The organism is Rhodococcus sp. Leaf225, from assembly GCF_001426145.1.
Lineage (GTDB): Bacteria > Actinomycetota > Actinomycetes > Mycobacteriales > Mycobacteriaceae > Rhodococcoides.
Map to the genome: position 1 here is coordinate 698510 of NZ_LMRN01000009.1, position 15140 is coordinate 713649.

9 protein-coding genes are annotated in these 15140 nt (G+C 68.0%); 5 read left to right on the plus strand and 4 right to left on the minus strand.

Features of this window, described 5'->3' with window-relative positions; all coding sequences use genetic code 11:
• Window position 1 precedes the first annotated feature (1 nt).
• The 3 genes from rpoB to ASG69_RS07780 all read left to right on the plus strand — a co-directional run bounded on the left by rpoB (window position 2) and on the right by ASG69_RS07780 (window position 8346).
• Complete coding sequence (gene rpoB / locus ASG69_RS07770) at window positions 2-3508, plus strand: DNA-directed RNA polymerase subunit beta (protein WP_027504574.1); 3507 nt, start codon at window positions 2-4, stop codon at window positions 3506-3508.
• Between the two features lie 97 nt (window positions 3509-3605).
• A complete protein-coding gene (locus ASG69_RS07775; RefSeq protein ID WP_027504575.1) occupies window positions 3606-7562 on the plus strand; it encodes a DNA-directed RNA polymerase subunit beta' in 3957 nt (1318 codons plus the stop codon).
• A gap of 394 nt (window positions 7563-7956) precedes the next feature.
• The gene (locus ASG69_RS07780; protein ID WP_056441710.1) at window positions 7957-8346 is read left to right on the plus strand and encodes a VOC family protein; all 390 of its coding nucleotides are present in this window, start codon (window positions 7957-7959) and stop codon (window positions 8344-8346) included.
• A gap of 16 nt (window positions 8347-8362) precedes the next feature.
• Here the strand turns inward: ASG69_RS07780 and ASG69_RS07785 are convergent, their stop codons facing one another.
• The gene (locus tag ASG69_RS07785) at window positions 8363-8689 is read right to left on the minus strand and encodes a hypothetical protein (RefSeq protein ID WP_027504577.1); all 327 of its coding nucleotides are present in this window, start codon (window positions 8687-8689) and stop codon (window positions 8363-8365) included.
• A 99-nt stretch (window positions 8690-8788) separates the two neighbouring features.
• On the opposite strand from ASG69_RS07785, the gene ASG69_RS07790 reads away from it, so the two are divergent.
• Window positions 8789-10426 (plus strand): alkaline phosphatase D family protein, encoded by a 1638-nt coding sequence (locus ASG69_RS07790; protein ID WP_056441712.1) that lies wholly within the window; start codon window positions 8789-8791, stop codon window positions 10424-10426.
• Window positions 10427-10443: 17 nt separating this feature from the next.
• Here the strand turns inward: ASG69_RS07790 and ASG69_RS07795 are convergent, their stop codons facing one another.
• Window positions 10444-12027 carry a GMC oxidoreductase gene (locus ASG69_RS07795; protein WP_200933797.1) on the minus strand — a complete coding sequence of 528 codons (1584 nt, stop codon included), beginning with the start codon at window positions 12025-12027 and terminating at the stop codon, window positions 10444-10446.
• Between the two features lie 205 nt (window positions 12028-12232).
• On the opposite strand from ASG69_RS07795, the gene ASG69_RS07800 reads away from it, so the two are divergent.
• A complete protein-coding gene (locus ASG69_RS07800) occupies window positions 12233-13195 on the plus strand; it encodes an MsnO8 family LLM class oxidoreductase (protein ID WP_056442361.1) in 963 nt (320 codons plus the stop codon).
• 4 nt (window positions 13196-13199) lie between these two features.
• On the opposite strand, the gene ASG69_RS07805 is transcribed toward ASG69_RS07800, so the two are convergent.
• Window positions 13200-14291 (minus strand): endonuclease/exonuclease/phosphatase family protein, encoded by a 1092-nt coding sequence (locus ASG69_RS07805; protein WP_056441715.1) that lies wholly within the window; start codon window positions 14289-14291, stop codon window positions 13200-13202.
• A 64-nt stretch (window positions 14292-14355) separates the two neighbouring features.
• Window positions 14356-15140 (minus strand): MFS transporter (locus ASG69_RS07810; RefSeq protein WP_156380479.1); only part of this gene is annotated, 785 nt, incomplete at its 5' end.

The following is a 15140-nucleotide window of genomic DNA, read 5'->3' on the forward strand; positions in this document are numbered from 1 at the left end:
GGTGCTGGAAGGACGCATCTTGGCAGTCTCCACCCAGTCCAAGGAAAACGCCGGAACTCCCGGAGCCCCGAAGAGGGTGTCGTTCGCGAAGATTCGCGAACCCCTCGAAGTACCGGGGTTGCTCGATCTTCAGACCGATTCGTTCGAGTGGCTCGTCGGCACGCCGGAGTGGCGCGCACGTGCGGAAGCACGTGGCGACAGCTCTCGCAGCGGCGGTCTCGAGGACATCCTGACGGAGCTCTCTCCGATCGAGGACTTCTCCGGCTCGATGTCCCTCTCCTTCTCCGATCCGCGCTTCGACGAGGTCAAGGCCTCGATCGACGAGTGCAAGGACAAGGACATGACCTACGCGGCGCCGTTGTTCGTCACCGCGGAGTTCATCAACAACAACACCGGTGAGATCAAGAGCCAGACGGTCTTCATGGGTGACTTCCCGATGATGACCGACAAGGGCACGTTCATCATCAACGGCACCGAGCGCGTCGTCGTCTCGCAGCTCGTGCGTTCCCCGGGTGTCTACTTCGACCACGCCGTCGACAAGACCACCGAGAAGGATCTGCACAGCGTCAAGGTCATCCCCGGCCGCGGCGCCTGGCTCGAGTTCGACGTCGACAAGCGCGACACCGTCGGTGTCCGCATCGACCGCAAGCGTCGTCAGCCCGTCACCGTGCTCCTCAAGGCACTCGGCTGGACCACCGAGCAGATCACCGAGCGCTTCGGCTTCTCGGAGATCCTCATGGCCACGCTGGAGAAGGACAACACGGCCGGCACCGACGAGGCGCTGCTCGACATCTACCGCAAGCTCCGCCCGGGCGAGCCGCCCACGAAGGAGAGCGCGCAGACCCTGCTGGAGAACCTGTTCTTCAAGGAGAAGCGCTACGACCTCGCACGCGTGGGTCGCTACAAGATCAACAAGAAGCTGGGCCTGAACTCGGGTCTGCCCATCGAGGCGTCGACGCTGACCGAAGAGGACATCGTCGCCACCATCGAGTACCTCGTGCGTCTGCACGCGGGCGAGAAGTCGATGACGGCACCCGACGGCGTCGAGGTTCCCGTGGAGGTCGACGACATCGACCACTTCGGCAACCGTCGTCTCCGCACGGTCGGCGAGCTGATCCAGAACCAGATCCGCGTGGGCCTGTCCCGCATGGAGCGTGTGGTCCGCGAGCGGATGACCACCCAGGACGTCGAGGCCATCACGCCGCAGACCCTGATCAACATCCGTCCCGTGGTCGCTGCCATCAAGGAGTTCTTCGGAACCTCGCAGCTGTCGCAGTTCATGGACCAGAACAACCCGCTGTCGGGTCTGACGCACAAGCGTCGCCTGTCGGCGCTGGGCCCCGGCGGTCTGTCGCGTGAGCGCGCCGGCCTCGAGGTCCGCGACGTCCACCCGTCGCACTACGGCCGCATGTGCCCCATCGAGACCCCGGAAGGCCCGAACATCGGCCTGATCGGATCGCTCTCGGTGTACGCCCGTGTGAACCCGTTCGGTTTCATCGAGACGCCGTACCGCAAGGTCGTCGAGGGACAGGTCACCGACGACGTCGACTACCTGACCGCCGACGAGGAGGACCGCCACGTCGTGGCGCAGGCCAACTCGTCGATCGACACCTCGGGTCGTTTCGTCGACGAGAAGATCCTCGTCCGCCGTAAGGGTGGAGAGGTCGAGTTCGTCTCGTCGATGGACGTCGACTACATGGACGTCTCGCCTCGGCAGATGGTCTCGGTCGCCACGGCGATGATCCCGTTCCTCGAGCACGACGACGCCAACCGCGCACTGATGGGCGCGAACATGCAGCGTCAGGCCGTGCCGCTGGTGCGTAGCGAGGCTCCGCTCGTCGGAACCGGCATGGAGCTGCGTGCCGCTGTCGATGCCGGCGACGTCATCGTCAACGAGAAGTCCGGTGTCATCGAGGAGGTGTCCGCCGACTACGTCACCGTGATGGCGGACGACGGCACTCGCAACACCTACCGGATGCGCAAGTTCGCGCGCTCGAACCAGGGCACCTGTGCCAACCAGCGTCCGATCGTGGACGAGGGCGCACGGGTCGAGGCCGGCCAGGTCCTGGCCGACGGTCCCTGCACCGAGAACGGTGAGATGGCGCTGGGCAAGAACCTGCTCGTCGCGATCATGCCGTGGGAGGGCCACAACTACGAGGACGCGATCATCCTGTCGCAGCGCCTCGTGGAAGAGGATGTCCTGACCTCGATCCACATCGAGGAGCACGAGATCGATGCCCGCGACACCAAGCTCGGTGCCGAGGAGATCACCCGTGACATCCCGAACGTCTCGGACGAGGTCCTCGCCGATCTCGACGAGCGCGGCATCATCCGTATCGGTGCCGAGGTTCGTGACGGCGACGTCCTGGTCGGAAAGGTCACGCCGAAGGGCGAGACCGAGCTGACCCCGGAGGAGCGCCTGCTGCGCGCCATCTTCGGCGAGAAGGCCCGCGAGGTCCGCGACACGTCTCTGAAGGTTCCGCACGGCGAGAACGGAAAGGTCATCGGCATTCGCGTGTTCTCGCGCGAGGACGACGACGATCTGCCTCCCGGCGTGAACGAGCTGGTCCGCGTCTACGTGGCCCAGAAGCGCAAGATCCAGGACGGCGACAAGCTCGCCGGCCGCCACGGCAACAAGGGCGTCATCGGCAAGATCCTCCCCCAGGAGGACATGCCGTTCCTGTCCGACGGCACCCCGGTCGACATCATCCTGAACACGCACGGCGTCCCACGTCGTATGAACATCGGTCAGATCCTCGAGACCCACCTCGGCTGGATCGGCAAGACCGGATGGAACATTCAGGTGGCCGCGGACGGAGTCCGACCCGACTGGGCCGCGACGCTGCCCGAGGAGATGCTGGCCGCCGAGGCGGACACCAACATCGCCACCCCGGTGTTCGACGGTGCGAAGGAGGACGAGCTCACCGGCCTGCTGGCGAGCACGATCCCGAACCGCGACGGCGAGCGCATGGTCGGCGCGGACGGAAAGGCCACCCTGTTCGACGGCCGTTCCGGCGAGCCGTTCCCGTACCCGGTCTCCGTGGGCTACATGTACATCATCAAGCTGCACCACCTCGTCGACGACAAGATCCACGCTCGTTCGACCGGTCCGTACTCGATGATCACGCAGCAGCCCCTCGGTGGTAAGGCGCAGTTCGGTGGACAGCGCTTCGGCGAGATGGAGTGCTGGGCCATGCAGGCCTACGGCGCTGCGTACACGCTGCAGGAGCTCCTCACCATCAAGTCCGACGACGTGGTCGGCCGCGTGAAGGTCTACGAGGCCATCGTCAAGGGCGAGAACATCCCGGAGCCCGGTATCCCCGAGTCCTTCAAGGTGCTCCTCAAGGAGCTCCAGTCGCTGTGCCTCAACGTGGAGGTGCTGTCCTCGGACGGCGCGGCCATCACGATGGCGGACGGCGACGACGAGGATCTCGAGCGTGCCGCGGCCAACCTGGGAATCAATCTCTCCCGCAACGAGTCCGCGACCGTCGACGATCTCGCGCAGTAATCGGTGACAGGCCGGCGCGAGGGGACTCGCGTCGGCCCACCCCCGATCACTCGTAGCAGCAGAAAACTATCCCTGAGAAGGGGAAAGGAAGTACGACGTGCTGGACGTCAACTTCTTCGATGAACTCCGCATCGGTCTCGCGACCGCGGACGACATCCGCAATTGGTCCTACGGCGAGGTCAAGAAGCCGGAGACCATCAACTACCGCACGCTCAAGCCCGAGAAGGACGGCCTGTTCTGCGAGAAGATCTTCGGACCTACTCGCGACTGGGAGTGCTACTGCGGCAAGTACAAGCGCGTGCGCTTCAAGGGCATCATCTGTGAGCGCTGCGGCGTCGAGGTGACTCGCGCCAAGGTGCGTCGTGAGCGCATGGGCCACATCGAGCTGGCCGCACCGGTCACGCACATCTGGTACTTCAAGGGTGTTCCGTCGCGCCTCGGCTACCTGCTGGACCTGGCGCCGAAGGATCTCGAGAAGATCATCTACTTCGCCGCCTACGTCATCACGTCGGTCGACGACGAGCTGCGTCACAACGAGCTCTCCACTCTCGAGGCCGAGATGGAGGTCGAGAAGAAGGCTGTCGCCGATCAGCGTGACGCCGACCTCGAGGCCCGTGCGCAGAAGCTCGAGGCCGACATCGCCGAGCTCGAGGCGGAGGGCGCCAAGTCCGACGTCCGTCGCAAGGTCAAGGACGGTGGCGAGCGCGAGATGCGTCAGCTCCGTGACCGCGCGCAGCGTGAGCTGGATCGTCTCGAGGAGATCTGGACCACCTTCACCAAGCTGGCCAAGAAGCAGCTCATCGTCGACGAGCTCATCTACCGCGAGCTGATCGACCGCTACGGCGAGTACTTCACGGGTGCGATGGGCGCGGAGTCCATCCAGAAGCTCATGGAGACCTTCGACATCGAGGCCGAGGCCGAGAGCCTGCGCGAGACCATCCGCAGTGGCAAGGGCCAGAAGAAGCTCCGTGCGCTGAAGCGTCTCAAGGTCGTCGCCGCGTTCCAGTCCACGGGCAACTCGCCCATGGGCATGGTGCTCGACGCCGTGCCGGTGATCCCGCCGGAGCTGCGTCCGATGGTGCAGCTCGACGGTGGACGTTTCGCGACGTCCGACCTCAACGATCTGTACCGCCGCGTCATCAACCGCAACAACCGCCTCAAGCGACTGATCGACCTCGGTGCTCCCGAGATCATCGTCAACAACGAGAAGCGGATGCTGCAGGAGTCGGTCGACGCCCTGTTCGACAACGGTCGTCGCGGCCGTCCGGTCACCGGACCGGGCAACCGCCCGCTCAAGTCGCTGTCCGATCTGCTCAAGGGCAAGCAGGGTCGTTTCCGTCAGAACCTGCTCGGCAAGCGCGTCGACTACTCGGGCCGTTCGGTCATCGTCGTCGGACCGCAGCTCAAGCTGCACCAGTGCGGTCTGCCGAAGCTCATGGCACTCGAGCTGTTCAAGCCGTTCGTGATGAAGCGTCTGGTGGATCTCAACCACGCGCAGAACATCAAGTCGGCCAAGCGCATGGTCGAGCGTCAGCGCGCACAGGTGTGGGACGTCCTCGAAGAGGTCATCGCCGAGCACCCCGTGCTGCTGAACCGCGCACCGACGCTGCACCGTCTGGGCATCCAGGCATTCGAGCCGCAGCTGGTCGAGGGCAAGGCCATCCAGCTGCACCCCCTCGTGTGCGAGGCGTTCAACGCCGACTTCGACGGTGACCAGATGGCAGTACACCTGCCGCTGTCCGCCGAGGCGCAGGCCGAGGCACGCATCCTGATGCTGTCGTCGAACAACATCCTGTCGCCGGCATCGGGCCGACCGCTCGCCATGCCGCGTCTGGACATGGTGACGGGTCTGTTCCACCTGACGCGTCTCGACGACAAGGCTCTGGGCGAGTTCCAGGCCTCGACGTCCGACTCGGCGGAGCTGGGCATCTACGCCAGCCCGGCCGAGGCGCAGATGGCCGTCGATCGCGGCGTCCTGACCGTGCAGTCGCAGATCAAGGTGCGTCTGACGCAGCAGCGTCCGTCGCGCGAGATCGAGGCGGAGCTGTTCCCCGACGGCTGGACCCCGGGCGATGCCTGGACCGCCGAGACGACGCTGGGCCGCGTGCTCTTCAACGAGCTGCTCCCGACGAACTACCCGTTCGTCAACGAGCAGATGCCGAAGAAGCGCCAGGCGACGATCATCAACGATCTCGCCGAGCGGTACCCGATGATCGTGGTCGCGCAGACCGTCGACAAGCTCAAGGACGCCGGCTTCTACTGGGCCACGCGTTCGGGTGTCACGATCTCCATCTCCGACGTCCTCGTGCCGCCGGAGAAGCCGCAGATCCTCGAGGAGTTCGAGGCTCAGGCCGACCGCCTGGAGAAGCAGTACCAGCGTGGCGCTCTCGACCGGACCGAGCGCAACTCGGCCCTGGTCAAGATCTGGCAGGAAGCCACCGAGCAGGTCGGTAAGGCCATGGAGGCCCACTTCCCCGACGAGAACCCGATCCCGATGATCGTGAAGTCCGGCGCGGCCGGAAACATGACGCAGGTGCGGTCGCTCGCCGGCATGAAGGGTCTGGTGACCAACCCGAAGGGTGAGTTCATCCCGCGCCCGATCAAGTCCTCCTTCAAGGAGGGCCTGACGGTCCTGGAGTACTTCATCAACACGCACGGTGCTCGTAAGGGTCTGGCCGACACGGCGCTTCGTACCGCCGACTCGGGCTACCTGACGCGTCGTCTGGTCGACGTCTCGCAGGACGTCATCGTTCGGGAGACCGACTGTGGCACCGAGCGCGGCATCACCACGGTGATCGCGGAGAAGCTGGCCGACGGCTCGATGATCCGCGACGCGCACGTCGAGACCTCGACGTACGCCCGCACCCTGGCCGCCGACGCGGTCGACGCCGACGGCAACGTCATCGTCGAGCGTGGACACGACCTGGGCGACCCGGCCATCGACGCGCTGCTCGCAGCGGGCATCACGTCGGTCAAGGTCCGTTCGGTGCTCACCTGCACCACCGGAACCGGCGTCTGCGCCACCTGCTACGGCCGTTCCATGGCCACCGGCAAGCTCGTCGACATCGGCGAGGCCGTCGGTATCGTCGCGGCACAGTCGATCGGTGAGCCCGGCACGCAGCTCACGATGCGTACCTTCCACCAGGGTGGTGTGGCCGGCGACGACATCACCGGTGGTCTGCCCCGAGTGCAGGAGCTCTTCGAGGCTCGTGTGCCCAAGGGCAAGGCGCCCATCGCGGACGTCTCGGGTCGCATCCAGCTCGAGGACGGTGACCGTTTCTACAAGATCACCATCGTCCCGGACGACGGCGGCGAAGAGGTCGTCTACGACAAGCTCTCCAAGCGTCAGCGTCTGCGTGTCTTCAAGCACGACGACGGCACGGAGCGTCTGTTGTCGGACGGTGACCACGTCGAGGTCGGTCAGCAGCTCATGGAAGGTGCTGCCGATCCCCACGAGGTCCTGCGAGTCATGGGCCCGCGCCAGGTGCAGATCCACCTCGTCAACGAGGTCCAGGAGGTGTACCGCAGCCAGGGTGTGTCCATCCACGACAAGCACATCGAGACGATCGTTCGTCAGATGCTCCGCCGCGTGACCATCATCGATTCGGGCTCCACGGAGTTCCTGCCCGGATCGCTGACCGAGCGCAGTGAGTTCGAGTCGAGCAACCGTCGCGTCGTGTCCGAGGGTGGCGAGCCCGCGGCCGGACGTCCGGTGCTGATGGGTATCACCAAGGCATCGCTGGCGACCGACTCGTGGCTGTCCGCGGCGTCGTTCCAGGAGACCACCCGAGTGCTGACCGACGCGGCGATCAACTGCCGCTCGGACAAGCTCATCGGTCTCAAGGAGAACGTGATCATCGGAAAGCTGATCCCCGCCGGCACCGGCATCAACCGGTACCGGAACATCACGGTTCAGCCCACCGAGGAAGCACGTGCCGCGGCCTACGCGGTGCCGTCGTACGACGATCAGTACTACAGCGCGGACGGCTTCGGCCAGAACACCGGTGCTGCAGTGCCGCTCGACGACTACGGTTTCTCCGGCGACTACCGCTAGCCGGTAGCGCGACAGACAAGTCCAGCCCCGCACTCCACTTCGGTGGGGTGCGGGGCTGTTCTGTGTTCGGGGGTGCCGGGTGCCGGGTGCCGGGTGCTGATCGTGCCGGGCGCACCGTGCCGGCCGGTTGGGGCTGCCGGGCGCACCGCGCGGGGTTCTGCGCAGGCTGTGGGGTGCGCGCAGCACCGGGCGCTGCGCGCGGAAGGCCCGGCGGGTTGCCGACGGTCCGGCGCCCCGGATCTCTGGTGCGCGTCGTGCCGGGCGCACCGCGCGGGGTTCTGCGCAGGTTATGGGGTGCGCGCAGCACCGGGCGCTGCGCGCGGCGCCGGGCCTGGCGCACCGCACCGCCAGGTCACCGCGATGAGTTCCGGGCCACCGCGGAGTCGGCACCTGTATGACCGAGACTCCCAGCACCATCACGAACATCGGCGTGGCCATGTTCACCGTTGCCGATCAGGACAAGGCCCTCGACTTCTACACCCGCGTGCTCGGGTTCGAGGTGCGCGGTGACACCCGCTTCGGGCCGAACGAGGAGTACCGCTGGCTCGAGGTGGCGCCGCCGGGGTCCACGGCGCGCCTCGCGCTGAACCCGCCGATGTACGACACGCCGGGAGGTTCCGCGATCGGGGTGGAGACCGCGGACGTCCGCGCGGAACACGAACGTCTGAGTGCCATCGGCGGCGTCGACATGGAACCGCTCGGTGAGGACGACGATCCGAACGTGCCGCCGATGTTCATGCTGAAGGATCCCGACGGCAACGTCATCACCGTCGTGCAGGCGTGATCCGTTCCCTCCCGGCTCAGCGCAGAGCGAGGGTCGGGAGGGACAAGCTCACCAGCATCAGCGCGAACAGCAGCCAGGCGGCGCCCTGCCAGACGGGCCACGTCCCGCCGTGGCGGTAGGAGCGGTAGCCGATCCACAGTGCGCCGATCCCGCCGAGCAGACAGACACCGGGTACGAGCGCAGCGATCGCGACGCTGGACGCGCCCGCTGCGAGGAACACGGCCACCGCGACGGCAGCGATGCCGATCACTGCCCCGTCGTACGTGGCCGCGTGCCGGATCGCGCGCGGATCGCGCCACCGCTTCTCGACGTCGCGTCTGCCCATCTCTCGCTTGTCGTCCATGTCGACTGCGTACCCGATTCGGGTGGCTTCAGCGCGAGTCCTCGCGCGCGTCGTCTCCGATCCACACGGAGTTTCCTTTCGAGGGGCACCGTTCGGTCCATGAGCCGTCGTGATCTCGTCATCGGTGCCGATCGTTCTCTGCGTGCCGGCACCACGCGTCGTTCGTTCCTCACGTGGACCGCACTGGTCGGTGCGCTCGCGATGACACCGGAACTGTCGAGCGCGACGGCGCACGCGCAGCCGCAACGCGGCACCCCGGCCGACTACCCGTTCCGCCTCGGCGTCGCGTCGGGCGATCCGCTTCCGGACTCGGTGGTGCTGTGGACTCGTCTCGCGGTCGACCCACTCGCTCCGGTCGGCGGTATGCGGCCGGGTGTGGTGCCGGTGCGGTGGGAGATCGCCGAGGACGAACGGTTCGGGCGGACGGTGAGCCAGGGCATCGAACTGGCATCCGATGCGGACGGCTGGTCGGTGCACGTGGACGTGCGGGGTCTGGCTCCGGCGCGAGAGTACTTCTACCGCTTCATGGTCGGTCCGCACGTGAGCACCGTCGGACGGACGAGGACGGCGCCCGCACCGGGATCACCCCTTGCGTCACTGTCGTTCGCGTGGGCGTCGTGCCAGAAGTGGGAGGACGGGTTCTACGGCGCCTATGCCGATCTCGCGGCGAGTGACCCGGACGTCGTGTTCTTCCTCGGCGACTACATCTACGAGTACGCGATCGAAGGTACAGGCGCCCGCGCGTCGCAGCCACGGCCCGAGTCCGCGGGACGAGAGACGCTGGCACTGAACGACTATCGCGATCGGTACGCGCTGTACAAGTCGGATCCCGACCTGGCGTCGGCGCACGCAGCGGCGCCGTGGATCACCACCTTCGACGATCACGAGGTGGACAACAACTGGGCCGGGGCGATCAGCCAGGATGCCGGCACCGCCGCTCCCGGCGATCCTGCGGGTGATCCGCGGTTGTTCCTCCTGCGCCGCGCCGATGCGTTCAAGGCGTGGTGGGAGAACACTCCCGTGCGGATGGCCCAGCGACCGACGGGGCCGGATCTGACGGCGTACCGCCGCTTCAGTTTCGGTGACCTGGTGGACTTCTCGGTGCTCGACACCCGGCAGTACCGCAGCGATCAGGCCAACGGGGACGGCGAACACGCGCAGAACGCGGAGACCGCGGACCCGAGTCGCACCATCACCGGAGCGGCACAGGAGAAGTGGATCCTCGACGGTTTCGGGTCCGGTGCCACGTGGAAGTTCCTCGCACACCAGACGGTGATCTCCGACCTGGCCCGCATCAGCGACGGCGAGCGGAAGGTCGGGATGGACCCGTGGAGTGGGTACGAGGCGTCACGGCACCGCATCCTCGACGGCGCCCGCGACCGGGGGATCACCCTCGCGTCCATCGTGGGCGACATCCACCGCACCATCGTGTCGGAACTGCGCCGCGACTATCAGGACGACTCCGCCCCGGTGGTCGGAGTCGAGATCGCGTCGACATCCATCGCGTCGGGCAAGGACGGTGCGGACGTCGACACGGCCGGTGCGGACATCGCGGCGGCGTCACCGCACGTCAAGTTCGGCAATGCCCGACGCGGTTACCTGCGTGCGACGCTGACGCCGACGGAGTGGCGCTCCGAGATCCGGGTCCTGGACGCGATCTCGGTTCCCGGCGCGCCGGTCCGCACGGCAGCGACCGTGACGGTGCCGGAGGGTCGGCCGGAGATCGGCCTGGCCTAGCGGACGGCCGGGTATGCCTAGCCGCCCGCAGCGATGACGGCTGCGATGTTGCGCTCGGCGAGCGCGGTGATGGTGAGAGACGGGTTGGCCGCACCTGTGCTGCCGGGAACGAGAGCTCCGTCCATGACGTACAGGCCGGGGTGCCCCTTCACTCGTCCGTACGCATCGGTGACGTCGCCCAGGACCGCACCGCCGAGAGGGTGCGCGGTGAACGTGTCGTCGACGTCGCGAGTGAACGGCTCCGCGGAGACGACGGTGCGGCCGGCCTGTGCCATCCGGTTCTGCACCGCGCGCAGTGCCTCGACGGTGTCGCGGCTGCCGCCCTTGGGCCAGGTCAAGCTCATCCCGTCCGTCGCACGGTCGTAGCGGAAATCGGCCCGCAGCGGGTCGATGGTCATACCGAGCGATCCGAGGAACCCCATCTCGGTGGGAACGCCCGGGACGTACCAGTTCTCGACGCTGAGAGGCAGGCCCGTGTCGTCGACGATGCGCGAGGCGCACGGCGCCCCCTGCGGTCCGCCGCCGATGGGGCCGAGCGAGCGGGTCATGAAGGCGTCGCCGTTGGTGCCCCATCCGCGTCCGACGAACTCGTTGAGCTCGGGAAGCGCGCCGGTGGCCTGCGCGCGGACCAGCAGTTCGGTGGTGCCGATGGAGCCGGCGCCGAGGATCAGCGAGTCGCAGGTCAGCGTGCGCGTCTCGAGTGCGTTGCCCTCGGGATCGAGGCGCCGCACCTCCACGCGGTAGCGGCCGCCGCTCTCGGTACCGATGGCGACGACCTCGTGGCTGTGACACACCACGGCGTTGCCCGTGGCCTCGGCCTGCGGGATGTAGTTCTGCGTCAGGTCGTGCTTCGCGCCGTTGGAGTTGCCGAACGTGCTGCAGCCGACGGTGGCGGACGGCCGGGACCGACCCGACATCTCGTCACGCAGCACGTTCCAGTTCCAGCCTCCGTCGACGCGCTGCGGGTCGAAACCGGCGCGGCGGGCGTGGTCGTCCCACGTCCTGGAGTGGGCGAACCCGGGGGAGGCGTAGATGTCGTCGGGCATGGTCGACGGCCGGAGCACCGAGCGAGCCTTGGGGTACCACTGCGACGCCATCTCGTCGTAGTCCACGCGGCCACCGAACGAGAGATCGAAGAAGCGCTTGTCCGGGGCGATGCTGACGCCGGTGTAGACGACGGAGCCGCCGCCCACCGCGGCTGCACGCCACACCGACAGGTTCTCGTATCGCGTGGTGTCGAGGACGCCGTTGAACCAGTCGACGGGCCCGACAGGCATGCCGGTGAGGTTGGTGAACGAGCGCTGATGCCACAGGCCGCGCCCGTCGGCCGTCATGTCGGCGGTGAAGATGTCGCGGAACGGATCGCGCGGCCAGCGGAGTCCTCGTTCGAGCACGGTGACCGACGTACCGGCCTGCGCGAGCCGCAACGCCGCGGCGCTGGCTCCGAAGCCCGATCCGACGACGAGGGCGGGTGAGTGGTCCGGTGGACGCGGAGGGTCGGCGAACAGTTCGGGAAGGAGGTTCCGGATCGAGGGGACGCCGAGCGGGAGTGCGGACGCCGTCGACCGGGTGATCGCGGGCGGGACCGCGAGGCCCACCATTCCTGCTGCGGCCAGTTGCAGCAGTTGCCTGCGCTTCACGTGCACACCCACCATCGATCGAGAACAGTCGAGTGGTCAGTCTCCCGTGAATGGTGCATGTGATGGAACCACTCGACCGGATTGTATGACTGTTACCAATCTTCGTGCTGGTTTCTCGGGCGGGTCGGGGCGGAACAGGGCGGCTCCCGCGAGGGTTGTGCAGAGTATGCGTCTGTCCCTTCTCGATCGCTCCCGTACCCGCACCGATCGGTCTGCCGCCGCCGCGGTGTCGGACACGATCGAGCGTGCGCGGTGGGCCGAGGCGGCGGGTTACGAGCGGTTCTGGGTGGCCGAGCATCACGCCGTCCCCGGCATCGCGAGCGGCTCACCCGCGGTGCTGCTCGCCGCGATCGGCGCGGCGACGTCGCGGATTCGGCTGGGGTCGGGCGGCGTCATGCTGCCGAACCACTCGCCCATCGTCGTCGCCGAGCAGTTCGCGATGCTCGACGCGCTGTGTCCCGGCCGGGTCGACCTCGGTGTCGGCCGGTCGCTGGGGTTCACTCCGCCGATACGCAAGGTGCTGCGGGCGGACACCGAGGACGCCGAGCGCTTCGCCGACGACCTCGCGGATCTGCAGGACTTCCTGCTCGGAACCGGTCCGGTGACCGTGCAGCCCGCGCCCGAGCGACTGATCCCGATCCACGTTCTCGCCACGGGTCAGGGGCTGGCGATCGCCGCCCAGCGCGGGCTTCCCGTCGTGGTGGGCGGTCCGATGCTCACGGGTGACCTCGCTCCATTGGCGGCGTATCGACGCGAGTTCGTTCCGTCGGCCTTCGCGGCGCAACCCTCCGTGACGGTGTCGCTCGACGTCCTGGTCGCCGACACCGACGCCGAGGCTCGCCGACTCGCCATGGCGGAGGCGGTGGCCATGGCGGAGTCCCGCCGTACCGGGGAGTTCCCACCGCTGCGGGCGGTCACCGAGATGCCCGACGGTCTCACTCCGCGAGCTCGGGAGTCGGCCCAGCGCTCCCTCGACGGCAGCGTGCACGGCAGTCCGGCGACGGTGCGCCGCCGGCTCGAGGACCTCGTCGACCGCACCGGTGCCGACGAGATCCTGTCCTCGGCATCGACGTTCGACCGCGACGCGTTGCGTGCGTCCGACGAGTCGTTGGCCGCACTGCTGCGCTGACGGGTCAGACCTGCAGGTCCACCCACACCAGTCTGTGATCGCTCGCCGACAGCAACTCGGCGCCCGGCTCGCCCGGCGCGGGCCAGAAGACCCCCGACCCGGTGACCGTCAGATCGGTGCTCGGCAGGACGTAGTCCACCCGCAGATCACCCGGCACCGGATCGGCGAAATCCGCCGTGTCGGTGCCGGCGGTCGGCGAGGTGGGCGCCGGGTCCTGCAGCGCCGGGCTGTCGAGCAGTTGCGCGATGGCGCCCGGATAGGAGTCCCCGTCGACCGGATCGCTGTTCTGGTCCCCCAACACCACGAACGAGGAACCGTCCGGCAGGCCGCCGGCCAGTCCGGTGTCGTCGACGAGGTAATCGGCGCCGGCGATGTAGTCCGCGGTGAGCCGGATCTCGTCGTGATTGCGTCGGCCGTTGCGGTCCTCGGGCCCGTCGAAGGAGGGTGGCGTGGGGTGCGAGACGAGCAGGTGGATCACCCGCCCGTCGATGTCCACGGGCACGTCCCAGTGCGACTTGCTCGACAGGCGCAGGGCGTCCGAGTTCGCGCCGTAGTACTCGCGCGGCAGCAGGTTGTCGGGCATGTCGGCCCAGCGGAAGGTCTGGAACGTGCGGACCGCGGCGGCGTCGAGGGGGAACTTCGAGAGGACGACCATGCCGTACTGGCCGGGGAACTGCCCGAAGCCCCAGGCGTCGTTCGGTCCGTCGGACCGCCCGTCCCCGTCGAGGTCGAGCCCGGACGGCTCGCCGGTGTTGACGGGCGCCGTGTACGCGAACGGGTAGTCGATCGGTGCGTCGCCGACGGCGAGGTAGTTGTCGCGGAAGAGGTCGACGGCGCCGTCAGAGTAGTCGAACTCGTTGAGCAGCAGCATGTCCGGGGCGTTGCGCTGGACCACGTCGGCCACCGACCGGATCTGCGGATCCGTTCCGGACCGCAGAGCGGCGACCAGATCACCGGCGGCGGGGCGGTTCATGCTGGCGTTGTACGTCGCGACGCGGACGGTACGCGGGTCACCGGGCGGCTCCTCGGCGGCAGGCGCGCTGCAGGCGGTGATCGTCAGGACGGACGCGGCGAGAAGCACGCGGGTGAGTCGCATGGTGCGGGACGCTATCGCGCCGCCCTGACAGACGGGCGAACACGAGGGGGCGGGCAGGGGCGCGTCAGGCCACGCCGTCCAGCACCCGCTGCGCGTCCGGCGACACGTACGGGTAGGCGCAGAGGGCGAGCACGCCCCCGATCAGCAGCAGGGGCAGCAGCGGGACCATGCCGGTGGTGAGGGAGCCGTACGCGTCGGACACCGCGCCGACGAGGAGCGGTCCGACGGCGCCGCCCACGGTCGCGGCGATCTGCAGCAGTCCGTAACCCAGTCCGCGGTCGCGCGGGGCGAGCACGTCGGCGACGCACGAGGTGAGCGTGGGGATCGCCCAGGCGGTGAAGAAGCCGAACACGGTGAGCAGCACGGTGAAGGGCAGCCAGCTCTCGGAGGCCAACGCCCCGGCCATGGCCGCGGTGCCCAGCAGGATTCCGGTGCCGCCCACCAGGACGCGCCACTGCGACGGCGTCGAGAACAGGGTTCGCCGGGTGAGCAGGGATCCGACGAGCGTGCCGCCGACGATGCCGATCAGTGTCAGACCACCGCCCGCGGAGGCGGCGGCCGCCTCGCCCAGGCCGAAGCGACGTTGCAGCAGGCTGGGCACCCAGAACGTCAGGCCACCGACCGCGAGGCTCATGACGGTGAGAGCGCCGCCGGTGAACCACAGCGTCCGGATCGGTGCGACGCGGCGGAGTTGGACCGGCATCGGGTCGGTGGTGGCCTCCGGCGCGGGCGTGTCCGCGCTGCCCGCGGCCAGTCTGTCGGCGTACCCCCGTTCGGGCTCGCGCACGCGTGACATCAGGACGGCGACCACCACACCGGGAATCGCCATGACGAGGAAGGCGCCGCGCC

Excerpts from the sequence above, each read along its gene's own strand:
- ASG69_RS07780 (WP_056441710.1), top strand. The coding sequence starts at position 7,957 with ATGACCGAGACTCCCAGCACCATCACGAACATCGGCGTGGCCATGTTC.
- ASG69_RS07785 (WP_027504577.1), bottom strand. The coding sequence starts at position 8,689 with ATGGACGACAAGCGAGAGATGGGCAGACGCGACGTCGAGAAGCGGTGG.
- ASG69_RS07790 (WP_056441712.1), top strand. The coding sequence starts at position 8,789 with ATGAGCCGTCGTGATCTCGTCATCGGTGCCGATCGTTCTCTGCGTGCC.
- ASG69_RS07795 (WP_200933797.1), bottom strand. The coding sequence starts at position 12,027 with ATGGTGGGCCTCGCGGTCCCGCCCGCGATCACCCGGTCGACGGCGTCC.
- ASG69_RS07800 (WP_056442361.1), top strand. The coding sequence starts at position 12,233 with ATGCGTCTGTCCCTTCTCGATCGCTCCCGTACCCGCACCGATCGGTCT.
- ASG69_RS07805 (WP_056441715.1), bottom strand. The coding sequence starts at position 14,291 with ATGCGACTCACCCGCGTGCTTCTCGCCGCGTCCGTCCTGACGATCACC.